The following is a 25,000-nucleotide window of genomic DNA, read 5'->3' on the forward strand; positions in this document are numbered from 1 at the left end:
TTACTCTATCCCGTGGGCTAATGCAGATAGAACCGCAACTGGAAAAGACTGCCGGAGCTTGCGGGAATGCCCGCTGATCAAATGAAGCTCAAACCAGTTGCGCCAATGGAAATTTTTCGAGCGCGCATGATAGACGCTGAATGCCGGAATTGAAAGCCGATCCGGCCCAGATGCCGCGTTTTTCATCATGATAGCGACAAATGACCCTGCGATGACAGTGTTATTTCCCTCTGAAATCATCACAAAGATTAATGATATTGGCGAATTCTGGTTAAAAATGACCTGACGCAATATTTGATCCTGATCGGTTCCGCATAATGAAACGCGATATTCTGAGGGGCCGCTACCATGGACAAATTACTTGACCGATTTTTCAACTACGTCTCTTTCGACACCCAGTCCAAAGCGAATGTAAAGCATGTGCCGAGCACCGACGGGCAGTTGAAGCTGGCGCGCGCGTTGCAGCAGGAAATGATCGCGCTCGGTTTCGAGCGGGTGTCGCTCAGCGAACACGGCTGCGTGATGGGCACCTGGCCGGGCAACGTCGCCTGGCCGGTGCCGGCGGTCGGCTTTATCGCCCATCTGGATACCTCACCGGATTTCAGCGGCAAACACGTCAATCCGCAGATCGTCGAGAACTATCGCGGCGGCGACATTGCGTTGGGCATCGGCGATGAGGTGTTGTCGCCGGTGATGTTCCCAATCCTGCATCAGATGCTGGGGCAGACGCTGATCACCACCGATGGCAAAACGCTGCTGGGTGCCGATGACAAGGCCGGCATCGCCGAGATCCTCACCGCCATGGCGCGCTTGCGCGCGCGCAACATCCCGCACGGCGACATTCGCGTGGCCTTTACCCCGGATGAAGAGGTGGGCAAGGGGGCGCAGCTGTTCGACGTCGCGGCCTTCAATGCCGAATGGGCCTATACCGTGGACGGCGGCGGCGTCGGTGAGCTGGAGTGCGAAAACTTCAACGCCGCCTCGGTGACGATCAAAATCCTTGGCAATAGCGTGCACCCCGGCAGTGCCAAGGGCGTGATGGTTAACGCGCTGTCGCTGGCCACCCGCATTCATCAGGCGCTGCCGGCGGACGAAGCGCCGGAAACTACCGAAGGTTACCAGGGCTTTTATCACCTCAGCAGCATCAAGGGCAGCGTAGAGCGCGCCGAAATGCACTACATCCTGCGCGACTTCGAGCGCGAGGGGTTCGAGGCGCGCAAGCGCAAGATGGTGGACATTGCCCGCGAGGTCGGCAAAGGCCTGCCGCGCGATTGTTATATTGAAGTCAGCATCGAAGACAGTTATTACAACATGCGCGAACAGGTGGCGGAGCACCCGCACGTGATCGCGCTGGCGCAGCAGGCGATGCGCGATTGCGACATCGAACCGGTGATGAAACCGATCCGCGGCGGCACCGACGGCGCGCAGCTGTCGTTCCGCGGCCTGCCGTGCCCGAACCTGTTCACCGGCGGCTACAACTACCACGGCAAGCACGAGTTCGTGACGCTGGAGGGCATGGAGCAAGCGGTAGCGGTAATCATGCGCATCGCGGCGCTGGCCGCCGAACGGGCGCGGTAAACACGCTTGCGATCGGCATAATCGCTTGCCGCAACAAGGCGTTGCTCATAGTGTGGAAGCCTATTCCCCACGTATAAGGACCGCATGATGAGCACCGAATACCGCATCGCCAGCCCGCATTTGGCGCAGTTCGTTCAGGCGATTTGGCGCCAGGCCGGCAGCACGGCGCGTGAAGCCGAGCTGGTGGCCGACCATCTGGTGCAGGCCAATCTGGCCGGGCACGACTCGCACGGCGTCGGCATGATCCCCAGCTACATGGCGTCGTTGGCACAGGGGCAATTGCAGCTTAATCAACATGCCGAGGTGGTGCGCGACGCCGGCGCAGTGCTGACGCTTGACGGCGCACGCGGCTTCGGTCAGGTGGTGGCCAGCGAAGCGATGGCGCTGGGCATTGAGCGCGCCGGCGAGCTGGGTCTGGCGGCGGTGGCGCTACACAACGCACACCATATCGGCCGCATCGGCCATTGGGCGGAACAGTGCGCCCGCGCCGGTTTCATCTCGATTCACTTCGTCAACGTGGTGGGCGATCCGATGGTGGCGCCGTTTGGCGGCAGCGATCGCCGCTTCGGCACCAACCCGTTCTGTGCCATTTTCCCGCGGCCGGGCCGCACGCCGCTGCTGTTGGACTTCGCCACCAGCGGCATCGCTTTCGGCAAGACGCGGGTGGCCTATAACAAAGGGTTGTCGGTGGCGCCGGGCTATCTGATTGACGAACACGGTCAGCCGACCACCGAGCCGAAAGTGATGCACGAAGCGCCGTTCGGTTCGCTGCTGCCGTTCGGTTTGCACAAAGGCTACGCGCTGGCGGCGATGTGCGAAATCCTCGGCGGCGCGCTCTCCGGCGGCCGCACCACCCATGACGCTACGCTGAAAGCCGACAGCGACGCCATCTTCAACTGCATGACGACCCTGATCCTCGATCCTCAGGCTTTCGACGCCCCGCAAATGCAGGCCGAAGCCGAAGCGTTTATCGGCTGGGTCAAAGCTTCGCCGCCGAGCGGCGAACAGCCGATTGCGGTGCCGGGAGAGTGGGAGGAGGCCAACCGCGCGGCGCGGCTGGAGCAGGGCATTCCGATCGACGCCACGACCTGGCAGCAGATTTGCGCTGCGGCGGAGCAGGCCGGCATGACGGCGGGGGAACTGGCGGATTATCGCGCGCAGGCGCGGCAGGCATAAAAAAAGCCACCCGAAGGGTGGCTTGTTCGCGTGACGGCAATCAGTCGTTAAAGTACCAATAGCCGCTGTTGACCAGCGCGGTCAGCAGTGCCAAGAACGACGGATCGTCCACCGCATCGCCGAGCAGGGCGGCGTCGACGCTGAAGTGCTGACACAGGGCGTCTGCGGCCTGCAGCTGGTCGGTATCGATCAGCTCGCCGTTGACGAAGCAGCGATCGCCGATGCGCAGCACGCGCAACCCGCCCAGGCGCTGCAGGGCTTCACCCTGTTGCAGCAGTTCGTAGATTTCCCCGGCCTGATACGGTGGCTCCGGCGGCGCCAGATCCAGCTCGTGGCGCGACTGGGAGATAAACTCGCCGAACCAGTGCTGGAAGTGTTCCGGCTGTTGCACCAGATCCAGCATCATCTGCCGTAAGGCGTCCACTTCCTGCGGCAGGATCTCCGCCGGGTGTTCGCGCAGTGTAACGTCCGGATCGCTGTAGCGCTTGCTGCCCAGCTCGCGTGCCAGCACGTAGTCGGCGAAGCCGCTCACCAACTCGCGGCCGTTCGGCGCGCGGAAGCCCACCGAGTAGTTGAGCGCGTTTTCCAGCGCGTAGCCTTCATGCGGGAAGCCCGGCGGAATGTAGAGAATGTCGCCCGGCTCCATCTCTTCGTCGATGATGGCGTCGAACGGCTCCACCTGCAGCAGATCCGGGTGCGGGCAGTGCTGTTTCAGCGGCGTTTTTTCCCCAACGCGCCAGCGACGGCGGCCGGTGCCCTGAATGATGAACACGTCGTACTGATCGAGGTGCGGGCCGACGCCGCCGCCCGGCACCGAGAAGGAGATCATCAGGTCATCCATCCGCCAGTCCGGCAGTTGGCGGAACGGGCGCATCAGCGCGGCGGAAGGCTCATGCCAGTGGTCCACCGCCTGCACCAGCAGCGACCAGTTGTTTTCGCTCAGGTGGTCGAAGCTCTCGAAGGGGCCGTGCGCAACCTGCCAACGGCCGTCCTGGTGGCTGACCAGACGGCTGTCCACTTCGTTTTCCATCGCCAGCCCGGCCAGCTCATCCGGGGAGATCGGATCGATAAAGTTTTTGAAGCCGCGCTTCAGAATCACCGGACGCTTTTGCCAATAACGTTGCAAAAAATCGTTCCAGTCCAGATCTAATTGATAATCCATGTTCTATTCCAGGATAGAGGAGTGAGCCTGAGTGCGATTATAACGGAAGTTTGGCCCCGTGGATCGGGGCCGCAGAGGCATAATTTACTCGTTGTGGTGGGTGTCGTGCTGGCGGGCGAAGGTAACCTGCATGCGCGCGCCGCCGAGCGGACTGTCGCTGATGACGATTTCGCCGTCGTATTGCTCGATGATCTCCGCCGCCACCGACAGGCCAAGGCCCTGACCGGGCCGCAGAGTATCCACCCGCTGGCCGCGCTGGAAGATCAGCTGGCGCTTGCTTTCCGGGATGCCCGGGCCGTCATCGTCGATAACGATGGTGAGGTTTTTCTCGGAGTGCAGCGAGGTGATTTCCACGAACTCCAGGCAGTATTTGCAGGCGTTTTCCAACACGTTGCCCATTACTTCCATAAAGTCGTTCTTCTCGCCCATAAAGGTCACTTCCGGCGAGATGTCCAGCGTGATCACCACCCCTTTGCGCTGATAAACCTTGTTCAGCGCCACCACCAGGCTGTCGAGCAGCGCCGGCACCGAGTGGATCTCGCGCGTCAACACCGTCTGGCCGGAGTTGATGCTGGCCCGGTGCAGGTAGTAACCGATCTGCTGCGAGATGCGCCCGATCTGATCCAGCATGATCGGCTCGGCTTCTTCGATGGTGGTCTGCTTGCCGCTGCGCAGTGAACGCAGGGTGCTTTGCAGCACCGCCAGCGGCGTTTTCAGGCTGTGGGTCAGATCCGACAGGGTGGTGCGATATTTGGTGTAACGCTGGCGTTCGTTGCGCACCAGAATGTTCAGATTGCGCACCAGCCCGCGCAGCTCGCTGGGCGGATTCTCATCCAGCTGATCGCGCTCGCCGTTCTCCAGCTCGCCCACCTGATTGACCAGCGCCTTGATCGGCCGCAGGCTCCAATAGGCCGCCAGCCACAGCAGCGGCACCACCAGCAGCAGGTTGGCCAGCAGCACATAGCTGAACCACTCCCACACCACGTCGGAGCGCTGCAGCTCTTGCGGAATACTGTCGACCACCACGATGGTCAGCGCCGGCAGACGCGCCGTCGCGGCATAGGTGTTGACCGCCACCGAGTGGGTCAGCGCATTCTGATCGGTATCATCATAATTCTTCAGCTGATCCTGCGCTTTGGGGTTGTCCCCCAGCACTTCGCTACTGATGCGGGTATCGGTGTCAATTTCGTAGAAGCCGGACTCCTCCAGCCACTCTTTGTTGATCAGCTTCTCCAGCTCCGGCACCTTGCGCTGGCTCCACAGCAGGTTGCCTTTATCGTCGTAGATAAACACCAGCGTGGGGAAGTTGAGATCGATGTCGGGGGGAATGGCGATGGTGAGCTTGTTGTCTTTCCACTGCGCCAGGCTGAAGAACAGGTTGCTTTCGCCGCGCAGCAGGCGGAAGGCGGTTTTATCGAAGCTGACGATATAGCCGACGACCGCCACCAAACCGTAAGAGAGCGACAGCGCCAGGATCACCCCGGCGGTCGCCATCAGGAAACGGGCGCGTAGCGAAAACGGTTTTTTATTCTTGTTGAACATCATGTTCACTTCGCGTCAAAACGATAGCCCTGGCCACGTACCGTGGTGATCACTTCATGCGGGTATTCCGCCTGCACCTTCTTGCGCAAGCGGCCCATCAGCACGTCGATGGTGTGGCTTTCGCGCAGTTCGGCGTCAGGGTAGAGCTGCAACATCAACGAATCCTTGCTCACCACCTTGCCGGCGTTGCGGATCAGGGTCTCGATGATGGTGTATTCAAAAGCGGTCAGCTTGATTTGCTGATCGTTGACGCTCAGTTCGCGGCGCGACAGATCGATCTGGAATGGCGGCAGCACGATCACCTGTGAGGCCAGGCCGCTGTTGCGGCGCATCAGCGCCTGCATGCGGGCGATCACTTCTTCCAGGTGGAACGGCTTGGTGACATAGTCGTCGGCGCCGGCTTCCAGCACCGCCACTTTGTCCTGCCAGCTTTCGCGGGCGGTCAGCACCAGGATCGGCAGCTTGGTCTGGTGCGCGCGCCAGCGGCGGATCAGGCTCAGGCCATCTTCACCCGGCAGGCCGAGATCGACGATGGCGATATCCGGCGCATGCTCCTGCAGGAAATAATCGGCTTCTTTGGCGTCTTCCGCCGCGTCAACCTGGTGGCCCATCTCGCGCATCTGAACGGAAAGGTGGTGGCGCAGCAAACCATTATCTTCAACAACCAGTACTCGCATGGCGAACTCCTGAGACTATGCGGGTGAACGTCCTGTCACCCACGCGATAAAAAGGAACACGCTCTGCGGCGTGTCAGGGGATAGCGCGCGGCCACCTGAACCATTTTGGCAAAAAGTGCTGAGGCTATGGTAGGTATAACCCGCCCGGCCCGCAAGAGAGCCGAAGCAATGTATTAAAATAAGCGCTATCAATTTGTTCGCCGCCATTATCGACAAGTTCTGATAAACGTCGGATAAACAGCGGCGGGGCAACGTTAAACGCAACTTAAACACGTCGGGCATTATCGACAGGAGAAAGTATGAACCGGCGCGCTTGAAAAGCTTTAAAGGTACTAATAAGGTATTATTAATGTGTCGGCACACTTTTCAGGAGCGAAGGATGAAGCAGTTAACCCAGGCAGAACGCGTAGCGGGCGCACTTTACGGACAGATGCTGGGCGACGCGCTCGGCATGCCTTCCGAGCTGTGGCCGCGCGAGCGGGTTAAGCGCCACTTCGGCTGGATAGACGGCTTTCTCGATGGGCCGGCGGAGAACTCGGCCGCCTGTTACTTCAAGGCCGGGCAATATACCGACGATACCGCGATGGCGTTGGCGCTGGCCGATGCGCTGCTGGAAGCGGAAGGTGAGGTGGTGCCGGCGCTGATCGCCCGCAACGTAATCCGCTGGGTGGACAGTTTTGATGCCTTCAACAAGAACATTCTCGGCCCCAGTTCCAAACTGGCGTTGAGCGAGCAGAAAGCGGGAACGCCGATCGCCGAGTTGGAAAACAACGGCGTCACCAACGGCGCGGCGATGCGCATTTCGCCGTTGGGCTGCGTGCTGCCGTCTGCACCGCTGGAGGATTTTTGCCGGCAGGTGTGGTTGGCCTCCAGCCCGACGCACAAATCCGACATCGCCGTCGCCGGTGCGGTGGCGATCGCCTGGGCGGTTGCGCGGGCGGTAGAGGGCGCGGATTGGGCCTCGATTCGCCAGGCGTTGCCGGACGTAGCGGAATATGCCCAGCGCCGCGAAGAAACGACCTTCAGCCCCTCGCTGGCGGCACGCATTGAGCTGGCGTTTCAGGTGGTGGATGAGGCAGGCGATCCCGAGCAGGCCTCCGAGCGGGTGTATCAGCTGATCGGCGCCGGGGTGAGCACCATCGAGTCGGTGCCGGCGGCGCTGGCGATGGTGCAGCTGGCGCACACCGATCCTACCCGTTGCGCCGTGCTGTGCGCCAACCTGGGCGGCGATACCGACACCATTGGCGCGATGGCCACGGCGATTTGCGGCGCGCTGCACGGCGCCGAAGCGATGGACCCTGCGCTGCTGGCCGAGTTGCGGCGGGTGAACCCGCTGGACGTCGAGGCTTATGCCCAGGCGTTGGTGCGTTTTCGCCGTCGGCGGCAGGGCGAAGCGTCAACGGGTTAACTTTCGCTGGTAAACTCGTACATGTCGCTGCGGCAGAAGCTCTCGCTGTATTCGATCGGCTTTTTATGGTGGTCGAACAGCGTCTGGCGCACGATCAGCAGCGGCATCGGTTCTGACAACAGCAGCGCCTGACGGGTCTCGTCGTCGGCCATCGCCGCGCTGACCTGGCTGCGCAGCGATCCCATCCCCACGTTATTGCGCCGGAAGTAGTCGTACAGCGAGATGCCGATCTCGTCGACGTTGGCAATCGCCGCCGTCACCACGTAGGACACCGCCACCGACATCGGCCGTCGATCGATAAAGTGAATGCGTTTGAGTTGGTAGATCGGCGTTCCGGCCGCCAGTTGGAGCTTTTCCGCCAGTTCGACGCTGGCCGGAACCCGTTCGCGGCTGATCCATTGCGTATCCGGCCGGCGCCCCTGCGATATCACCTCGCCCGAGAATCCTTTGACGTCCGCCAACGAATAGCACAGCTTCGGCTCGGGCCGCTGCGGTTGAATAAAGGTGCCGTAACCGCGCGAACGACCGATGATGCCGTCCTGCTCCAGACAAGCCAGCGCTTTGCGCACCGTGATGCGCGAGATGCCGAGCTGTTCGGTGAACAGGCGCTCGCTGGGCAGGAAGTCCCCCGCGTTCAGCAATCCTTGCTCGATGGCCTGGCGCACCGAGGCGTTGAAGCGCAGATACAGCGGCATCGCGCCCGCGCTGGCCAGATCTCGCTGCAGTTTGTCCAGCAGGCGCTGGTTGGTCTCCTTGCTCATAGCCGTCCTGTAGCCTCAATGCGATGGCTTATTTAAGGGGATTTCGCCGGGCAGCGCAACCGCCGCCGCCGAGGGTGTGAAATGAGGTAGAGTAGAGTGCCATCGCCCCGAGTTCGGAGAAACAGATTGCCCATGAGCGACAACCCATCCTACATGCACGACGCGGCGATCCTGGCCGCTTTCGCGCAGCAGCGTCAGCAGGGCCTGACCCGGCGTTCGGCGCTGCATCAGGCCCTGCTGCAACTGATCGCCGCCGGGGAGCTGGCCTGGCGAACCCAGTTGCCGCCGAGCCGCGCGTTGGCGGCCCGGCTGGCGGTGGCGCGCGATACGGTGGAGCAGACCTACGCGCGGCTGGAGGCGGAGGGCTACATCAGCAGGGCGGTGGGGCGCGGCAGCTTTGTTCGCTACCGTTGCGACACGCTGCTCGGCCGTGAACTGTTGGCGACGCAGACAAGTCAGGAGGCGCAGTTGGCGGAGCGCGAGCTGAGCGATCGCGGCCGGGCGCTGCTGGCGGTCAGCCATACGCCGCATACCAACCGCCAGGCGTCGCTGACGCCTTCGCTGGCGGATCTGCGGGCGTTTCCCATCGACGCGTGGCTGCAGTGGGAAAAGCAGGCGCTGCGGCGGCACGGCGAGCGGCTGTTGGGCTATGCCGATCCGCAGGGGCTGCCGGAGCTGCGCGCGGAGATCGCGCTCTATTTGCAGCGGGAGCGGGGTGTCAAGGCGACGGCGGAGCAGGTGATTGTGGTAACCAGCTCGCAGCAGGCGCTGGCGCTGTGTACCCAGGTGCTGTTCGATCCCGGCGATGCGGTGTTCGTCGAAGAACCGGGCTACCAGGGGGCGAAAAAGCTGGTGCAGTCGGCGGGGCTGCAGGCGCGGCCGATCGGCATCGATGAGAAGGGGCTGGATGTCGGGCAATTGACGCGCGCGCCAGGCGGCGGGCGGGGCGTTTACATCACGCCGTCCCATCACTATCCGCTGGGGTATTCGCTGAGCCTCGAGCGGCGTCTGGCGTTGTTGCAGTGGGCGCAGCACCGGCGGGCCTGGATCATCGAAGACGATTACGACGCCGAGTTCAACTACGACCGACAAACCAAGGCGGCGCTGCAGGGGCTGGACAACGGTGGGCGCACGCTGTACATCGGCACCTTCAGCAAGACGTTGTTTCCGGGGCTGCGCATCGGTTTCATGATCGCGCCGCCGCAGCTGGTGCGCCCGCTGGTCGCCGCCAGGCAGTTTCAGGACGGCTACACGTCGGCGCTGGCGCAGATGACGCTATTCCACTTTCTGCATGAGGGCGGTTACGCCGAGCATCTGCGCAATATGCGCACGCTGTACAAGGCAAGGTTGGATGTGTTGTACGGCGCGGTACTCCGGTATCTCGCGGCCTGGACGCGCCCGGCGCTGCCGCAGGGCGGCCTGCAGCTGGTTTGCCCGTTGGCGGATGCGGCGACGGAGCGACGGCTGGTGGCGGCCGCTGCCGAACGGGGAATGCGGCTGTACGGCCTGGCGGACTTTTACACCGGTGCGCCGCAGCGCGGGGCGCTGGTGCTCGGTTTCTCGGCCTATACGCCGGATGAGATCGTGCGCTTTATCGCCGCGCTGGCGCAGGTGTTCAACGCGCTGCCGGTGGAAAGCGACGGCTAGCATTGGTCTGCTCTTTGTTTTGAATTGGTCCGTATTGCGCCGCCGTCGCGCGGTGTATTCTGCCGCTATCCGATTGTTTCCCTAATGGAAATAATATCTTAACCCCGTGAGGCGCTATGAATCCATCAAACCCTGAAGTGACTATCCGCAGAATCAATGGCGATGACAAAGCGCAATGGCTGGCGCTGTGGCAGGGCTATCTCGACTTTTACCGCGCCGACGTGGCGCCGCAGGTGACCGATCGCACCTTTGAACGTCTGGGGCAGGATGAACAGGTGTTCGGGCTGGTGGCGGAGGATGCCGAAGGCCGGCTGTTGGGGCTGATGAATCTGGTGTTCCACCCGTCCACCTGGAGCGCGGTCGGCTATTGTTATATCGAAGATCTCTATGTGTCGCCGCAGGCGCGCGGCCATAAGGTGTCGGAAAAACTGTTCGAGCAGGCGTATCGGCTGGCGGAGGCGCGCGGCAGCGATAGGGTGTATTGGATGACCCAGGAGTACAACGCGCCGGCGCGCTCGCTGTACGACAAAATCGGCAGAAGAAGCTCGTTTATCGTGTATACCCGTTAACCGCAGGAGGCGTGTATGGCAATGAATCGTTATGGTCAGCCGGTTGGCGAACCGATGCCGGATTGGCAACCGGCTCGCCGCCCGGGCGGCGCGACGCTCGGCGGGCGTTTCTGCTCGCTGGCGCCGCTCGAGCCGCAGCGGGATTACGCCGCGCTGTTTGAGGCGTTTCAGCAGGCGCCGGACGGCCGTGACTGGACCTATCTGTCTATCGAACGGCCCGACACGCCGGCGGCGATGCTGCAGCATCTGGAGACGCTGCAGGCCAACCCGACGCTGGTCAATCTGACGGTGTTCGACGCCGCCAGCGACGCGCCGGTGGGGACGGTGGCGCTGATGCGCATCGACGAGGCCAACGGCGTGCTGGAGATTGGCCACGTCAGCTGGTCGCCGTTGATGAAACAACGCTCCAGCGCCACCGAGGCCATCGCGCTGCTGCTGCGCTACGCCTTCGACACGCTGGGCTACCGCCGCTGCGAGTGGAAGTGCGACAGCCACAACGCGCCGTCCCGCCAGGCCGCGCTGCGCTTCGGCTTCCGTTATGAGGGCAATTTCCGTTTTGCGGTGATCGTCAAAGGGCGCAGCCGGGATACCGACTGGTTCGCTATCACCGCTGACCGTTGGCCGGTGGTGCGGCAGGCGCTGGCGAGTTGGCTGAGCGCGGACAACTTCGATGCGCAGGGGCAGCAGATCGCCCGGTTGCAGGTGCTGCGCGGCGAATAATAAGCAAAAAGGCGGCCCGCGGGCCGCCTTTTTATCGGGCTGAAGCGCTTACTTCAGCTCGTCGACCATGGTGGTGGCGCGGCCGATGTAGTTGGCCGGGGTCATCGCCTTCAGACGGGTTTTCTCTTCTTCCGGCAGCGCCAGGCCGTCGATGAACGCCTGCATGCCGGCGGCGTCCACGCGCTTGCCGCGGGTCAGCTCTTTCAGCTTCTCGTAAGGCTTCTCGATGCCGTAGCGGCGCATCACGGTCTGGATCGGCTCGGCCAGCACTTCCCAGTTGTGATCCAGTTCGTCCAGCAGGTGCGCCTGGTTCACTTCCAGCTTGCTGATGCCCTTCAGGGTGGACTGATAGGCGATCAGCGCATAGCCCAGGCCCACGCCCAGGTTACGCAGCACGGTGGAGTCGGTCAGGTCGCGCTGCCAGCGGGAAACCGGCAGTTTGCCCGCCAGATGGCCCAGCACGGCGTTGGCCAGACCCAGGTTGCCTTCGGAGTTTTCGAAGTCGATCGGGTTGACCTTGTGCGGCATGGTGGAGGAGCCGATTTCGCCGGCGATGGTCTTCTGCTTGAAGTGGTTCAGGGCGATGTAGCCCCAGATGTCGCGGTCGAAGTCGATCAGGATGGTGTTGAAACGCGCCACGCAGTCGAACAGTTCGGCGATGTAGTCATGCGGCTCGATCTGAGTGGTGTACGGGTTCCAGGTGATGCCGAGCGAGGTGACGAACGCCTCGCTGAACTGGTGCCAGTCCACTTCCGGGTAAGCGACGATGTGGGCGTTGTAGTTGCCGACCGCGCCGTTGATTTTACCCATGATCTCCACGCGCTCCAGCTGGCGGTACTGGCGCTCCATGCGGTAAGCCACGTTGGCGAACTCTTTGCCGACGGTCGACGGGGTCGCCGGTTGGCCGTGGGTGCGCGACAGCAGCGGGATATCGCGATATTCCAGCGCCAGCCCTTTCAGCGCGTCGATGATTTTGCGCCAGTAAGGCAGCACCACGTCCTGACGGGCGCTTTGCAGCATCAGCGCATGCGACAGGTTGTTGATGTCTTCGGAGGTGCAGGCGAAGTGGATGAACTCGGACACCGCGTGCAGCGCAGGCACCGCCGCCACTTTTTCCTTCAGGAAATACTCGACCGCTTTCACGTCGTGGTTGGTGGTGCGCTCGATGGTTTTGATGCGCTGAGCGTCTTCTTCGTTGAATTCCGCGACGATTTTGTCGAGGAAAGCGTTTGCGTCGGCGTCAAAAGCGGGAACTTCCTTGATTTCTGCGCAGGCCGCCAGTTTTTGCAGCCAACGTACTTCAACCTGTACGCGGAATTTCAGCAGACCGTATTCGCTGAAAATGGGGCGCAGTGCGCTGACTTTATCACCGTAGCGTCCATCAACGGGGGAAACGGCGGTCAGTGAGGATAATTCCATCGGTAGCAACTCCTGGGATCGATTAACAATGAGCAACGATATTTTGCGCCTGCTTGAACAGACGATTACGGGAAAACATTAACTGCAGGCGGCTGCCGCCGACCTGTTGCCACAGCACGGCGGCGCGAATGCCGGCCAGCAGTGCGGCGCGAACCTTGGCCTGCACCTGCGGGTTCTGCAGGATGGCCGGTGAGCCGGTCACCTGGATGCGCGGCCCGAGCGGGCTGACCACGTCGACGTAAATGCCGGCCAGCGCGCTGATGATGGTGTCCGACTCCAGATCGAAATGCGCCAACTGGCGTTCGAGCTGGCCGAGGCGTTCGCCGAGCGTGTTCATCGCCTGTTTGTTGGCGTTGAGCTTGCGCTCCAGCACCATCAGGCTGATGGTATAGCGGGTCAGTTCCGCGCCCGGCCCTTTGTTGTTGGCGTTAAGCACGCCCATCAGGGTTTCGAGGCCGACCATCAAATGGCGTTCTTCACCGCCGAACACCGCCAGCGTGGAGGGCGGGTCCATCTGCAGCAGGCTTTTCAGCGAGGTTTGAAACGCTTCGCGGTTGCATTGCCCTTCATGGGCCAGCTGCTGAACCAAGCGCGCCGCCTGGCTGATACCCGCCATGGCCAGCGTGATGTCATAATAATTCTTCGCCACGATTACTCCTGTAAACGCTGTGAACGGTACATGGCTTACTGCATAAGGTTGTGTGTATCGCCAGGGTAACGGCGGCGGCCGCGAACGGGAACGATCGGGCGTGGCTGTAACAACGATGACAACGAATGCCGCGGATCATGCCACAAAATCGAGGGTAAACCCAGCGTCTAATACGTCTGCGGTGAGGCGGAGGCGCCGTGCGGCGCAGAACTGCGCAAATAGGCGACGAAAATCGCCGGCGCGGCGGCGCGAACTTATTGTTGCGGCGGCAAATAAAGTGCGGCGGCTGCATCTATACTGCCAACGTGAACCCTCAAATAAAGACCTTTATATGCACGTAAAAAACAAGCAGCCACTGCCGGCGGTGACGCTGGCGGCCATCGGCGTGGTGTATGGCGATATCGGCACCAGCCCGTTGTATACCCTGCGCGAATGCCTGACGGCAGAGGAGGGCATCACCATGACGCCGGCCTCGATCTACGGTTTTTTATCGCTGATTTTCTGGCTGCTGACGCTGGTGGTGTCGATTAAATACATCTGTTTCGTGATGCGCGCCGACAACGACGGCGAAGGGGGCATTCTGACGCTGATGTCGCTGGCGATCCGCAAGCTGGATGCGCGCTGGGTACCGGCGGCGGTGCTGATCGGGCTGGTGGGCGGCAGCTTCTTTTACGGCGATGGGGTCATCACCCCGGCCATTTCGGTGCTCTCGGCCATCGAAGGGCTGCAGATTATCGCCCCCGAGCTGGACAGCTTCATCGTGCCGCTGTCGCTGCTGGTGTTGACCGCGCTGTTCGCGATCCAAAAGCACGGCACCGGCAGCGTCGGCAAACTGTTCGCCCCGGCGATGGTCATCTGGTTCCTGACGCTGGCGCTGCTGGGCATCGGCGGCATTCTGCAGCACCCCGGCGTGCTGCGGGCGCTGAACCCTTACTGGGCGGTGAATTTCTTCCTCGAGTACAAGACGGTGTCGTTCTTTGCGCTGGGTATGGTGGTGCTGTCGGTCACCGGTGCCGAAGCACTGTACGCCGACATGGGCCACTTCGGCAAAAAACCGATCCGCCTGGCGTGGTTTACGCTGGTGGCACCGGCGCTGGTGCTTAACTATTTCGGCCAGGGGGCGCTGCTGCTGGCCAATCCGGCGGCGATCAACAACCCGTTCTTCCTGCTGGCGCCGACCTGGGCGCTGATCCCGCTGTTGGTGATCGCCACGCTGGCGACGGTGATCGCCTCGCAGGCGGTGATCTCCGGCGTCTTCTCGCTGACGCGCCAGGCGGTGCGGCTGGGCTATCTGCCGCCGATGCGCATCATCTATACCTCCGATCAGGAGTCCGGGCAGATCTACATCCCGGTGGTGAACTGGCTGCTGTTCGCGGCGGTGTTGATCGTGATTATCAGCTTCAAACACTCCAGCAACCTGGCCTCGGCTTACGGCATCGTGGTGACCGGCACCATGCTGCTGTCATCGATTCTGTTGAGCATCGTGGCGGTGAAAAACTGGGGATGGCCGCGCTATCTGGGCGGGTTGATGCTGCTGGTCATGCTGTGCATCGACGTGCCGCTGTTCGGCGCCAACCTGATCAAGCTGGCGACCGGCGGCTGGCTGCCGGTGGCGCTGGGGTTGACCATTCTGCTGATCATGCTGACCTGGAAGACCGAGCGTTCGCGCCTGATCCGCCGGCTGCGCGACAATCAGGAGGGGTTGACCGCGCTGATCGAATCGCTGGAGAAGGCGCCGCCGAAACGGGTGCCGGGCACCGCCGTATTTATGGAGCGCACGCCGCATGCGGTGCCGCTGGTGCTGTTGCATAACCTGAAGCACAACAAAGTGCTGCATGAGCGCGTGGTGCTGCTGACCATCGTCACTACCGACATGCCGTACGTACACAACGTGCAGCGGGTGACGATCGAACAGCTGTCGGCGAGCTTCTGGCGGGTGGTGGCGAGCTACGGCTGGCGCGAGACGCCCAACGTGACGGACATTCTTTACCGCTGCGGGCTGGAAGGGATGAGTTTCACCATGAACGAGACCTCGTTCTTCATGTCGCGCGATACGCTGGTGCTGGGCAAACGGCCCTGGTATCTGCGCATTCGCGGCAAGGTGTTCCAGCTGTTGCAGCGCAACGCGCTGCGGGCGCCGGATCTGTTCGAAATCCCGCCGAACCGGGTGATCGAACTGGGGGCGCAGGTGGAATTTTGAATAAAAAAAACGCTGCGATAACGCAGCGTTTTTCGTTGCCGGCCAATTACGCCAGGCGCTGTTCGATGATGCCGCCGCCGAGGCAGATTTCGCCCTGATAGAACACCGCCGATTGGCCCGGAGTGACGGCGGAAACCGGCTCGTCGAAACGCACTTCGATGCGTTCATCGTCGAGCGGGGTCACGGTGCAAGGGATGTCCTGCTGGCGATAGCGGGTCTTCACCGTGCAGCGGAACGGGCCGCTCAGCGGCAGACGATCCACCCAGTGCAGCTGTTGCGCGATAAGGCCGGTGGACATCAGGCGCGGATGATCGTGCCCCTGCGCGACCACCAGCACGTTGTTGGCCACGTCTTTATCCACCACGTACCACGGGTCTTCGCTGCTGTCTTTCAGACCGCCGATGCCCAGCCCTTTGCGCTGGCCCAGGGTGTGATACATCAGGCCCTGGTGTTCGCCGACGGTCTTGCCGTCGACGCTGACGATCGGGCCCGGCTGCGCCGGCAGGTAGCGGCCGAGGAAGTCGCGGAACTTGCGCTCGCCGATAAAGCAGATGCCGGTGGAGTCTTTCTTCTTGGCGGTGACCAGCTCCAACTGCTCGGCGATGCGGCGCACCTCCGGCTTCTCCAGCTCGCCGACCGGGAACAGGCTTTGCGCTACCTGCTCGTGGCTCAGGGTGTAGAGGAAGTAGCTCTGGTCTTTGTTGCCGTCGACGCCGCGCAGCAGGCGGCTTTTACCGTCCACGTCCTGGCGGCGCACGTAGTGACCGGTGGCGATGAAATCGGCCCCCAGATCTTCGGCGGCGAACTCCAGGAAGGCTTTGAATTTGATCTCTTTATTGCACAGGATGTCCGGGTTCGGCGTGCGGCCGGCCTTGTACTCTTCCAGGAACAGCTCAAACACGTTGTCCCAGTATTCCGCCGCAAAGTTCACCGTGTGCAGTTCGATGCCCAACTTGTCGCAGACCGCTTGCGCATCGGCCAGATCGGTCGCGGCGGAGCAGTACTCTTCGTCGTCGTCCTCTTCCCAGTTCTTCATGAACAGCCCAGCGACCTGATAGCCCTGTTGCTGTAACAGATAGGCGGTAACGGAAGAGTCGACGCCGCCGGACATACCGACGATTACTTTTTTCTGGCTGTTGTCTGACATGGGGATCTCACGAACTTGAACACGAACCGTGCTGATAAAAACAAGCGCAGGATTTTACCACGTTGGCCGCGCCGGCGCACTGTTCATCTTGTGCTGCCCGGCGCGCTTAATGCGGCCAGGCGAAGCTGCCGACCAGCGACAGCGGGTAGCGCTCCGGCTGCTGGAAGCTGCGAATGCTCTCCGCCACCAGTGCGGAGCGCAGGTTGGGCGCCTGCAAAATCTCTTCGGCGCTCAGCCACAGGCAGCGATCGATGTCGCTGTCGTGCGGTTCGGTCGGCAGCGGTTGTTCCAGCTCGATAACGAAGCAAAAACGCAGAAACGGCGTGCGATCGGGCGCGATCCACTGGTGCAGACGCAGGAACGCCTGCGGCGCGGCGCGGATGCCGGTCTCTTCCCACAGCTCGCGCTCGGCGGCCTGCACCAGCGTCTCGTCGGCCTCCAGGTGGCCGGCCGGCTGATTCCACAGCGCTTTGCCGTTGATGGTTTCTTCGACAATTAAAAATTTGCCGGCGGCGTGCACCACGCAGGCGACGGTGACGTGCGGTTTGAACATGCGCTCTCCTTACAGCGGTTTGTCGATGTGCCGGTAGATCTCGTCCAGCTCGGCGATGCGGGTGCGGTAACTTTGCAGCAGGCAGGCGGTGTCACCGCCGCACCGCTGGCGCTTGGTCAGCCAGGCCTGCTGGCTGTCCTGCATCGCGCCGCGCGCGCCCATGGCGAACAACCCGCGCAGGAACTGGTATTTGGTGGCCATTTGCACGTCCAGATCGTTCAGCGTGCGGTTGGCGCAGATGGCGCGCTCATCGCCGCCGGCCGCCTTGGCGCAGTCGAAGCTGGCGGCCTGGGCGGCGAGCGGGGCTGCCAGAGCGGCGAGCAGCAGCGCGATCGGAGTGTGTTTCATAACGCCTCCATCAACTGTCGGTCTACAGGGAATCGATGGTTTTCCATTCACCGGGCAGCAGTGAACCCAACGAAAGATTACCCATACTGTAGCGAATCAGGCGCAGGGTAGGGAACCCGATATGCGCCGTCATGCGACGCACCTGACGGTTTCGCCCTTCGAACAGAGTGATTTTCAACCAGCTGGTGGGAATGGATTTGCGTTCGCGGATCGGCGGATTGCGCGGCCACAGCCACTGCGGCTCGGCGACCAACTCCACCCCGGCCGGCAGCGTGGGCCCGTCTTTCAGCGTGACACCGCTGCGCAGCGGCGCCAAATCACTCTCCTGTGGCGCGCCCTCGACCTGCACATAGTAGATTTTGCCAGTGCGCTTGCCCGGCTGGGTGAGCTGCGCCTGCAGCTGGCCGTCGTTGGTCAGCACCAGCAGCCCCTCGCTGTCGCGATCCAGGCGCCCGGCGGCATAAACGTCGGGGAAGGGGATATATTCTTTCAACGTGGCGCGGCCGGCTTCGTCGGTGAACTGCGGCAGCACGTCGAAGGGCTTGTTGAATAACACAATTCGACGCGGCCCCTTCGGCGCGGCGGGTTTGGCGGTATTCGGCTTGCTGAATCGTTTAACGTTGTGATTTCTAACAGAGAATTTTTTCATAACAGTTGAGATTACGGATGATAAGCGCATTATAACCGAATCCGTTTCGGATTGGCGCGGACCGAATATTCAAGTAGTATCTACACGCATCTTACAAAGCATTAACAAAAATTGCGCTTGAAGGAGAGGTTGATGGAAAGCAAAGTAGTTGTTCCGGCAGAAGGTAAAAAAATCACGGTTGACGCCCAGGGTAAACTGGTTGTTCCTCATAACCCGATCATCCCGTTCATCGAAGGCGACGGCATCGGCGTTGACGTGACTCCTGCCATGATCCACGTGGTTGATGCGGCCGTTAAAAAGGCTTACCACGGCGAACGTAAAATCTCCTGGATGGAAATCTACACCGGCGAAAAATCTACCCACGTTTACGGTAAAGACGTGTGGCTGCCGGACGAAACTCTGGACCTGATCCGCGACTACCGCGTCGCCATCAAAGGCCCCCTGACCACCCCGGTCGGCGGCGGCATCCGTTCTCTGAACGTGGCCCTGCGCCAGCAGCTGGACCTGTACGTGTGCCTGCGCCCGGTGCGTTACTACCAGGGCACCCCAAGCCCGGTGAAACAGCCTGAGCTGACCGACATGGTGATCTTCCGCGAAAACGCCGAAGACATCTACGCCGGCATCGAGTGGAAAGCCGGCTCCGCCGAAGCGGACAAAGTGATCAAATTCCTGCGCGACGAAATGGGCGTGAAGAAAATCCGCTTCCCAGAGCAGTGCGGTATCGGCGTGAAGCCATGCTCCGAAGAAGGGACCAAGCGTCTGGTGCGTGCGGCGATCGAATACGCCATCACCAACGACCGCGACTCCGTGACCCTGGTTCACAAAGGCAACATCATGAAGTTCACCGAAGGTGCCTTCAAGGATTGGGGCTATGAGCTGGCGCGCGAAGAGTTCGGCGGCGAGCTGATCGACGGTGGCCCATGGCTGAAGATCAAGAACCCGAACACCGGCAAAGAGATCGTGGTTAAAGACGTGATCGCCGACGCCTTCCTGCAGCAGATCCTGCTGCGCCCGGCGGAGTACGACGTGATTGCCTGTATGAACCTGAACGGTGACTACATCTCCGACGCCCTGGCGGCCCAGGTAGGCGGCATCGGTATCGCACCGGGCGCCAACATCGGCTCCGACTGCGCGCTGTTCGAAGCGACTCACGGCACCGCGCCGAAGTATGCCGGCCAGGACAAAGTGAACCCAGGCTCTATCATCCTGTCCGCAGAGATGATGTTGCGCCACATGGGCTGGTTCGAAGCGGCTGACCTGATCGTTAAAGGCATGGAAGGCGCCATCGCCGCCAAGACCGTGACCTATGACTTCGAACGCCTGATGGAAGGCGCTAAGCTGCTGAAATGTTCAGAGTTTGGCGACGCTATCGTTAAGCACATGTAAGGGTGTTTGGCGTTTGAATGAGAGCGGGAGCCTTAGGGCTCCCGTTTTTTTATTGTTTAAATATGAGCGAGGTATTGGGCAGGCTCACTGAGCGGCGTTAGCCGATTCACGCACCACCAGCACCGGGCAATTGGCGTGGCGGACAACGGCGGTGGCATTGGAACCGAGGAGATAAGTGATCGCAGAAGGGCGGTTGGAACCCATCACGATAATCTCCGCGTTAAGCGCATCAGCAAGTTCCAGGATCTGATCTTTAGGATCGCCGACGGCAACATGCGTGGTCACTCTATCTTCAGGCACGCTGAATTGTTTTGCCGCTTTTGCCAGCCCCTCGGTCGCTAGCGCAATGGTTTCATCTTTGGTTTCTATCGCTGCCGTGGCGGCAAAGCCGAAAGCGGCGTAGGTGGCGCGTGACGGGATCACTGCCAGGAAATGGACGTGGGAGTCTTCGAGCTTAGCGAGCGCGTTGACATGTGGGATGACCTGCTGCGTTAATTCCGGCTCGGTAATGTCCACGGGAACCAAGATAGTTTTGTACATACTCCCTCCTTATCGTTTTCAAATAACTCCACTTCTCAGATTATAGCTGCCCGACGCCAGGAAAACGGCGATCGGTATGGCAGAACCAAAGAAACTGGCCGCCAAAAGGTAAAGTATGCGGAAATCGTTGTTGTGGCAATAGGTTAGAAGTCGGGTTGCCAGGAAGGCCAGCACGAGCCGGAACGCCCAGAAAACTACAGCCGCGTTTACTTGCGTTCCTGAACATCCGTGACTAAGTGTGAACCCGCCACTCTTTTTCAAGCAACGCATAGACGAACGTATTATCATATTTCTCTTCGCCGTCATTTTCCGATGCAAACGAGACAAACTCCCTGAAGCAGCCCTCCTGGCGCATATGAAGACGATCGCAAAGTCTTTGCGATGCCGTGTTGTAGTCTTCAACGTAAGCATACAAGCGTCTGGCATCTTTTTGCGTAAACAAATAATCAAACAGCGCCGCGACGGCTTCAGTGGCAAAACCTTGGCCTTCATAGCGCGAGTTAAAGTGCCAGCCAACGCTCCAGGTATTTGGGTCCGGTTCTTCGCTGTTATCGGCGAACAGATGACCGATGAGTTCATCGTTTTCTTTAAGACAGACAGCGAATTGACTGGCATCGAAAGCGCGTTTTTTGACTTCTTCGACCGCCTCTGCGGGGGACGCGAGTTTCTCATCATGAAAACAAGGTGTTCGGGGTAATGACAGATAGTCAAAGAGCGCATTGGCGTCTTTGCTCTGAAATGTGCGGATGATGAGCCGCGGCGTGTGGGAGATGATCATAATGCCTCATCAAAATAGGTATGTTGGCGGTTATTCTAACATTAGCCATGTTGACGTCGGGATAAATATGCTGCTGTTAATTCGGAGTAAATGACGGATGTTTAAGCATTGTTGACGCAGATACACCTTTATCAAGGCTTATGGCAATTCGATAATTTCGATTGACCTGATAACGCTGGCGGGCCAATTATCCACCGATTTATCCATAAGGACAGGGATATGAAAATAATGCACTCAGGCTACAAAACCGGCGTCGCCACATTATTGGCGGCGATGACCGCGCTGACATTAACGGGGTGTGCCAAGCATACTACCCCCAGCCAAAACGGTCCGGTAAATAAAGAGGTTGACGATCTTTTCGCCAACCTCGGCGACCCAAAGACGCCTGCGCCGGGAAAGAGAAATTACATTACATGGCTCAGGTGCAAGCTGAGATTCAACGTCATTTAAAAGACGCCGCCATCTACTCAGGCCAACGCTGTACATTGCGTATCACGCTGGCGCCGGACGGCCTGCCAATCGGTGTTCGAACTGAAGGTGGCGATCCGGCTCTTTGCCGTGCGGCGATGAAGGCGGTTACCGATGCGCGTCTGCCTAAGCCGCCAACGCCAGAGATCCATAATGCGTTCCAAATAATCACATTGGAATTTCACCCGCAGTGAAATAAAGGGCGGTAACTGCGATGCTAGATAATTAAACCAAAGTCACGGGTCGCACTTTCATGCGGCTCGTGACTTTGCGGCTTTGCCACGTTCCGTATCGCGCTTTTCTACGCTGAACCTGGATTTTTGGCACTATTTCACGGTATATATCGCCAGGGTTACCGATACATCATCACGCTCACGCGTTCGGCCCGATCTTTAAAACCGTTGCTGCGCATCGTTACCACATAGTAGCGATAGTGATGTTTCTGTGCGTATTCGCGCACCAGTTCTTCGGCGAACAGGCCGCTGAAGGTGACGGTGGTGACGAACGTCAGCCCTTTCACTTCGTAGGTGCTGATCTCTTGCGGGGCGCCGATATACGGCGGCGGGGACACGGTTTTGTGATACTGGCAGCCCGCCAGCAGCAGGGTAAACAGCAGGGGGATAACGGATGTTGGCGGTAATCTCATCGGGAAATACTTTCCTTTCTTGGCGTGTGTTTTAGTCACTCTATAGATGTTTTTATCCCAGCGCGTTAATACAGCCTGACATCCACCGACTGTTGTTGCAGCCAGGTGCTGACGTAGCCGTAAGCGGCATAGAAGGCCAGCAACGCGAAGAGCAGTACGGAAAGCGAGGCCAAAAACTTGACGTCGCCGTGCTTCGACAGCTGATAGGCGCAATAAATAAAGGCCAACAGGCACAGCAGGGTGAAGGCGATGGCCAACGTGGCGTAGAGAATAAGCATAACGAAACCCGTTCTTCCTTGTGAGCCGGGCAAGGATACCACAGACGAAAAAAAGGGCCCAAACGGGCCCCTGCCTGATACGGCGCGAGAGCGTTACTCCGCCGCGTCGGGATGATTTTTGCCTTCCTCGATGAATTCTTCGTCGATCTCTTCGATGTTCTCCTCGCTGTCGCGGCCGGACAGGATGTTCCAGCAGGCGATGAACAGTGCGGCGATCAAGGGGCCGATAACGAAGCCGTTGATGCCGTAGATCTCCATGCCGCCCAGGGTGGAGATCAGGATCAGGTAGTCCGGCATCTTGGTGTCTTTGCCCACCAGCAGCGGGCGCAGGATGTTGTCCACCAGGCCGATCACCACCACGAAGAACACCACCAGGAAAATGGCTTTCCACAGCATGCCGGTGGCGAAGAAGTAGATCACCGCCGGCACCCAGATGATGGCGGAGCCCACCGCCGGGATGATCGACAGGAACGCCATCAGCGCGCCCCACAGCAGGCTGCCGTCGATGCCGGTAAAGTAAAACGCCAGCCCGCCGAGCGCACCTTGCACCACGGCGACCACCACCGTGCCCTTGACGGTGGCGCGGGAAACGGCGGCGAACTTGACGAACAGATGGTGTTTCACGTGCTGGGAGAGCGGCAGCGCTTCAAGCGCCAGGTTCACCAGATAGGGGCCGTCTTTCAGCAGGAAGAACAGCAGGTAGAGCATCACGCCGAAGCCGACGACGAAGTTGAAGGTGCCCTTGCCGATCAGGAACACGCTGCCCGCCAGGTATTGCCCGCCCTTGAGCGCTACGTCAGAAAGCTGCTTTTGGATCTCGGCGGCGCTGTTGAGGTTATGCTCCGCCAGGAAGCGCTGCGCCCAGCCGGGCAGGTGGCGCATAAAGTCCGCCAGCATGGTCGGCAACTGGCTGTTGTTGGTCTGCAGCTTGGTGTAGATCACGTTGAATTCCATCGCCAGCGACGAGGCGATGATCGCCAGCGGCGTGAACACGATCAGGCAGATCAGCGCCACCGTCAGCAGCGACACCACGCCGTTGCGTTCGCCAACGTACTGCTTCAGCTTCTTTTTCACCGGGTGGAAAATCACCGCCAGAATAATCGCCCACAGCACCGAGGAGTAGTAGGGCCCCAGCACGTCGAGAAAGGCGGCGGTAACGATAAACAGGATCAGAATAAAGAATCCTTTGGAAATGCCTTTAGACATCATAGTCGTCCCTCAAAAGATGAATTTTCAGCATAGATGATCTGAATGAAAACAACACTATCATCACCTTTACTTAACCGGTAGGGGATTTTTAGTGGCGTATTCCATAGGGTTATTAAGGGCAAGGCGGGCACCACAGGGTGAACAGGTGGCAGCGCGAGAAAAGAAAGAGGGCTAAATAATTAACAAAATTTATGGATTTTGTTTCATTTTGTGAGCCACGCTTGTCGCCTGCGTCAGGCTTTCCTAGTGTTGATGAGGGCGGCCGTTCGCCCGACACCACGAAGGAGCATGCAAATGACTGAACACAAAAGACTTGCCGTTATCGAAAAGGCACTGCTGATCGTTTTCGCCGGCGTGCTGATTTACCTTGCCGCGACCGGTGCCTTGTCATTATCGGGTCTGGACCATCACTGGCCTTACCCTTCGCGCTGAGCGTGATTGATCCCACCACGCAGACCCGATAACGATAACTAGCGGCTGTACCCTACGACATGGGACGCACAGAATAAATCACCCGTCATTCGCCTCGTTCTTTGGTGCGCAGGGCGGTGACGCTCTCGCCACCGACGCCCCAGTTGTCGGTTGCCACCTCGTCAATCACCACGAAAGTGGTGTGGCGCGGTTTATTCAGCACCCGCTCCAGCAGCGCGGTGGCTCCCTCGATCAGCATGCGCTTTTGCGCGGCGCTGACCCCTTCGTCGGTCACTTTAATGTTGACGTATGGCATGACGTTTCTCCCCTGTTTTACCAGACGCCGGCGGTTGCGCCGCCGTCAACCGCGAGCGCCGTGCCGGTGACGAAATTGGCGTCAGTCAGATACAGCACCGCATCGACGATGTCCTGCGGCTGGCCGACGCGGCCGGTTGGCGCCAGTTGCCGCATCTGCGCCAGACTCTGTTCATCATTTTGATGCATCGGCGTGGCGATGATGCCGGGCGCCACGGCGTTGACCATCACGTTGTGCGGCGCCAGTTCCAACGCCAGCTCGCGCACGGCGTGGTTAAGGCCGCCCTTGATCAGCACCGGCAGCAAGGCGGGCACTTTGCTGTTGGGCTGCATGGCGATCGACGCGGTGATGGCGACGATGTGGCCGGCGCCGCGTTGCTGCATATGCCGGGCGGCGGCCTGCGCCGGGTAGAAGAAGCCTTTCAGATTGGTTGCCACCATCGCGTCGACCTCCTTCGGCGTATAGTCGGCAATCGGCTTGGCGATAAATATGCCGGCGTTATTGATAAGAATATCCACCTGGCCAAAAGCCTGTATTGCCAGGCTGAACAACCGTTCGGCGGTTTCCGGCAGCGCGATGTCTCCCGGCGCCAGCAGCAGATTGGCCGGGCGGCCGAGTTTGTCCGCCGCCGCTTGCAGCCGTTCAAGCGAACGGGCGTTTGCGACAACCTGATAGCCGCGCGCTAGGTAGGCTTGCGCGATGGCGAATCCCAAACCGCTTGATGCGCCTGTGACGATGACCGTTTTTACTTTGCTCATTTTCT

29 protein-coding genes are annotated in these 25,000 nt (G+C 60.2%); 11 read left to right on the forward strand and 18 right to left on the reverse strand.

Annotated features, from left to right (window positions below):
- Nucleotides 1-291: a hypothetical protein gene (locus tag AAIE04_RS17860; RefSeq protein WP_498577458.1), complete on the reverse strand. Its 291-nt coding sequence runs from the start codon at nucleotides 289-291 to the stop codon at nucleotides 1-3.
- Nucleotides 292-348: 57 nt separating this feature from the next.
- Here AAIE04_RS17860 and pepT point away from each other — a divergent pair, with 57 nt between their 5' ends.
- Both pepT and AAIE04_RS17870 read left to right on the forward strand, forming a co-directional pair.
- A complete protein-coding gene (pepT, locus tag AAIE04_RS17865) occupies nucleotides 349-1,578 on the forward strand; it encodes a peptidase T (protein ID WP_063919251.1) in 1,230 nt (409 codons plus the stop codon).
- A gap of 87 nt (nucleotides 1,579-1,665) precedes the next feature.
- A complete protein-coding gene (locus AAIE04_RS17870; RefSeq protein ID WP_154747007.1) occupies nucleotides 1,666-2,754 on the forward strand; it encodes a malate/lactate/ureidoglycolate dehydrogenase in 1,089 nt (362 codons plus the stop codon).
- A gap of 40 nt (nucleotides 2,755-2,794) precedes the next feature.
- Here the strand turns inward: AAIE04_RS17870 and AAIE04_RS17875 are convergent, their stop codons facing one another.
- From AAIE04_RS17875 to phoP, 3 genes are all read right to left on the reverse strand, one after another.
- Nucleotides 2,795-3,916, reverse strand: a complete 1,122-nt coding sequence (locus AAIE04_RS17875) for a JmjC domain-containing protein (RefSeq protein ID WP_440528812.1) — start codon at nucleotides 3,914-3,916, stop codon at nucleotides 2,795-2,797.
- Nucleotides 3,917-4,000: 84 nt separating this feature from the next.
- Nucleotides 4,001-5,458, reverse strand: coding sequence for a two-component system sensor histidine kinase PhoQ (gene phoQ, locus AAIE04_RS17880; protein WP_025160271.1), 1,458 nt, complete (start codon nucleotides 5,456-5,458; stop codon nucleotides 4,001-4,003).
- A 5-nt stretch (nucleotides 5,459-5,463) separates the two neighbouring features.
- Nucleotides 5,464-6,135 carry a two-component system response regulator PhoP gene (gene phoP / locus AAIE04_RS17885; protein ID WP_004941169.1) on the reverse strand — a complete coding sequence of 224 codons (672 nt, stop codon included), beginning with the start codon at nucleotides 6,133-6,135 and terminating at the stop codon, nucleotides 5,464-5,466.
- A 379-nt stretch (nucleotides 6,136-6,514) separates the two neighbouring features.
- Here phoP and AAIE04_RS17890 point away from each other — a divergent pair, with 379 nt between their 5' ends.
- Nucleotides 6,515-7,543, forward strand: a complete 1,029-nt coding sequence (locus AAIE04_RS17890; protein ID WP_063919252.1) for an ADP-ribosylglycohydrolase family protein — start codon at nucleotides 6,515-6,517, stop codon at nucleotides 7,541-7,543.
- On the opposite strand, the gene AAIE04_RS17895 is transcribed toward AAIE04_RS17890, so the two are convergent.
- Nucleotides 7,540-8,304: a GntR family transcriptional regulator gene (locus AAIE04_RS17895; protein WP_063919253.1), complete on the reverse strand. Its 765-nt coding sequence runs from the start codon at nucleotides 8,302-8,304 to the stop codon at nucleotides 7,540-7,542. The two genes, AAIE04_RS17890 and AAIE04_RS17895, sit on opposite strands and share 4 nt — an antisense overlap.
- A gap of 132 nt (nucleotides 8,305-8,436) precedes the next feature.
- On the opposite strand from AAIE04_RS17895, the gene pdxR reads away from it, so the two are divergent.
- The 3 genes from pdxR to AAIE04_RS17910 all read left to right on the forward strand — a co-directional run bounded on the left by pdxR (nucleotide 8,437) and on the right by AAIE04_RS17910 (nucleotide 11,240).
- On the forward strand, nucleotides 8,437-9,951 hold the full coding sequence (pdxR, locus tag AAIE04_RS17900; protein WP_498577459.1) for a MocR-like pyridoxine biosynthesis transcription factor PdxR: 1,515 nt from the start codon (nucleotides 8,437-8,439) through the stop codon (nucleotides 9,949-9,951).
- Nucleotides 9,952-10,067: 116 nt separating this feature from the next.
- Nucleotides 10,068-10,520 carry a GNAT family N-acetyltransferase gene (locus AAIE04_RS17905; RefSeq protein ID WP_154747009.1) on the forward strand — a complete coding sequence of 151 codons (453 nt, stop codon included), beginning with the start codon at nucleotides 10,068-10,070 and terminating at the stop codon, nucleotides 10,518-10,520.
- A gap of 15 nt (nucleotides 10,521-10,535) precedes the next feature.
- Nucleotides 10,536-11,240, forward strand: a complete 705-nt coding sequence (locus tag AAIE04_RS17910) for a GNAT family N-acetyltransferase (protein WP_498577460.1) — start codon at nucleotides 10,536-10,538, stop codon at nucleotides 11,238-11,240.
- A 48-nt stretch (nucleotides 11,241-11,288) separates the two neighbouring features.
- Here the strand turns inward: AAIE04_RS17910 and purB are convergent, their stop codons facing one another.
- Both purB and hflD read right to left on the reverse strand, forming a co-directional pair.
- Nucleotides 11,289-12,659, reverse strand: coding sequence for an adenylosuccinate lyase (gene purB / locus AAIE04_RS17915; RefSeq protein WP_019454805.1), 1,371 nt, complete (start codon nucleotides 12,657-12,659; stop codon nucleotides 11,289-11,291).
- A gap of 22 nt (nucleotides 12,660-12,681) precedes the next feature.
- The gene (hflD, locus tag AAIE04_RS17920; protein WP_019454806.1) at nucleotides 12,682-13,308 is read right to left on the reverse strand and encodes a high frequency lysogenization protein HflD; all 627 of its coding nucleotides are present in this window, start codon (nucleotides 13,306-13,308) and stop codon (nucleotides 12,682-12,684) included.
- 331 nt (nucleotides 13,309-13,639) lie between these two features.
- Here hflD and kup point away from each other — a divergent pair, with 331 nt between their 5' ends.
- Nucleotides 13,640-15,508, forward strand: a complete 1,869-nt coding sequence (gene kup / locus AAIE04_RS17925; protein WP_198636508.1) for a low affinity potassium transporter Kup — start codon at nucleotides 13,640-13,642, stop codon at nucleotides 15,506-15,508.
- A gap of 46 nt (nucleotides 15,509-15,554) precedes the next feature.
- Here the strand turns inward: kup and mnmA are convergent, their stop codons facing one another.
- The 4 genes from mnmA to rluE form a co-directional block, all read right to left on the reverse strand.
- A complete protein-coding gene (mnmA, locus tag AAIE04_RS17930) occupies nucleotides 15,555-16,655 on the reverse strand; it encodes a tRNA 2-thiouridine(34) synthase MnmA (protein ID WP_498577461.1) in 1,101 nt (366 codons plus the stop codon).
- 106 nt (nucleotides 16,656-16,761) lie between these two features.
- Nucleotides 16,762-17,208 carry an NUDIX hydrolase gene (locus AAIE04_RS17935; RefSeq protein ID WP_019454809.1) on the reverse strand — a complete coding sequence of 149 codons (447 nt, stop codon included), beginning with the start codon at nucleotides 17,206-17,208 and terminating at the stop codon, nucleotides 16,762-16,764.
- A 9-nt stretch (nucleotides 17,209-17,217) separates the two neighbouring features.
- On the reverse strand, nucleotides 17,218-17,556 hold the full coding sequence (locus AAIE04_RS17940) for a lysozyme inhibitor LprI family protein (protein WP_019454810.1): 339 nt from the start codon (nucleotides 17,554-17,556) through the stop codon (nucleotides 17,218-17,220).
- Nucleotides 17,557-17,578: 22 nt separating this feature from the next.
- Complete coding sequence (gene rluE, locus AAIE04_RS17945; protein WP_025160268.1) at nucleotides 17,579-18,205, reverse strand: 23S rRNA pseudouridine(2457) synthase RluE; 627 nt, start codon at nucleotides 18,203-18,205, stop codon at nucleotides 17,579-17,581.
- 132 nt (nucleotides 18,206-18,337) lie between these two features.
- Here rluE and icd point away from each other — a divergent pair, with 132 nt between their 5' ends.
- Nucleotides 18,338-19,591: an NADP-dependent isocitrate dehydrogenase gene (gene icd, locus AAIE04_RS17950; RefSeq protein ID WP_015377612.1), complete on the forward strand. Its 1,254-nt coding sequence runs from the start codon at nucleotides 18,338-18,340 to the stop codon at nucleotides 19,589-19,591.
- An 84-nt stretch (nucleotides 19,592-19,675) separates the two neighbouring features.
- Here the strand turns inward: icd and uspF are convergent, their stop codons facing one another.
- Together uspF and AAIE04_RS17960 are read right to left on the reverse strand one after the other, a co-directional pair.
- Nucleotides 19,676-20,131: a universal stress protein UspF gene (gene uspF, locus AAIE04_RS17955; protein ID WP_063919260.1), complete on the reverse strand. Its 456-nt coding sequence runs from the start codon at nucleotides 20,129-20,131 to the stop codon at nucleotides 19,676-19,678.
- Nucleotides 20,132-20,363: 232 nt separating this feature from the next.
- A complete protein-coding gene (locus tag AAIE04_RS17960) occupies nucleotides 20,364-20,909 on the reverse strand; it encodes a GNAT family N-acetyltransferase (RefSeq protein ID WP_063919261.1) in 546 nt (181 codons plus the stop codon).
- Nucleotides 20,910-21,128: 219 nt separating this feature from the next.
- Here AAIE04_RS17960 and AAIE04_RS17965 point away from each other — a divergent pair, with 219 nt between their 5' ends.
- Nucleotides 21,129-21,359: a hypothetical protein gene (locus AAIE04_RS17965; RefSeq protein ID WP_498577462.1), complete on the forward strand. Its 231-nt coding sequence runs from the start codon at nucleotides 21,129-21,131 to the stop codon at nucleotides 21,357-21,359.
- Complete coding sequence (tolA, locus tag AAIE04_RS17970) at nucleotides 21,323-21,571, forward strand: cell envelope integrity protein TolA (RefSeq protein WP_498577463.1); 249 nt, start codon at nucleotides 21,323-21,325, stop codon at nucleotides 21,569-21,571. The genes AAIE04_RS17965 and tolA overlap by 37 nt, the downstream gene beginning before the upstream one ends.
- A gap of 158 nt (nucleotides 21,572-21,729) precedes the next feature.
- Here the strand turns inward: tolA and AAIE04_RS17975 are convergent, their stop codons facing one another.
- The 3 genes from AAIE04_RS17975 to AAIE04_RS17985 form a co-directional block, all read right to left on the reverse strand.
- Nucleotides 21,730-22,023, reverse strand: coding sequence for a YdgH/BhsA/McbA family protein (locus AAIE04_RS17975; protein WP_498577464.1), 294 nt, complete (start codon nucleotides 22,021-22,023; stop codon nucleotides 21,730-21,732).
- 65 nt (nucleotides 22,024-22,088) lie between these two features.
- Complete coding sequence (locus tag AAIE04_RS17980; protein WP_063919264.1) at nucleotides 22,089-22,301, reverse strand: hypothetical protein; 213 nt, start codon at nucleotides 22,299-22,301, stop codon at nucleotides 22,089-22,091.
- A 93-nt stretch (nucleotides 22,302-22,394) separates the two neighbouring features.
- Nucleotides 22,395-23,510, reverse strand: coding sequence for an AI-2E family transporter (locus tag AAIE04_RS17985; protein WP_063919265.1), 1,116 nt, complete (start codon nucleotides 23,508-23,510; stop codon nucleotides 22,395-22,397).
- Between the two features lie 294 nt (nucleotides 23,511-23,804).
- On the opposite strand from AAIE04_RS17985, the gene AAIE04_RS17990 reads away from it, so the two are divergent.
- Nucleotides 23,805-23,942: a hypothetical protein gene (locus AAIE04_RS17990; RefSeq protein ID WP_019454820.1), complete on the forward strand. Its 138-nt coding sequence runs from the start codon at nucleotides 23,805-23,807 to the stop codon at nucleotides 23,940-23,942.
- 85 nt (nucleotides 23,943-24,027) lie between these two features.
- Here the strand turns inward: AAIE04_RS17990 and AAIE04_RS17995 are convergent, their stop codons facing one another.
- A complete protein-coding gene (locus tag AAIE04_RS17995) occupies nucleotides 24,028-24,237 on the reverse strand; it encodes a tautomerase family protein (RefSeq protein WP_498577465.1) in 210 nt (69 codons plus the stop codon).
- A 17-nt stretch (nucleotides 24,238-24,254) separates the two neighbouring features.
- Complete coding sequence (locus AAIE04_RS18000) at nucleotides 24,255-24,995, reverse strand: SDR family NAD(P)-dependent oxidoreductase (RefSeq protein WP_498577466.1); 741 nt, start codon at nucleotides 24,993-24,995, stop codon at nucleotides 24,255-24,257.
- Between the last annotated feature and the right edge of the window lie 5 nt (nucleotides 24,996-25,000).

It is taken from the genome of Serratia sp. Ae19-1 (assembly GCF_059801225.1).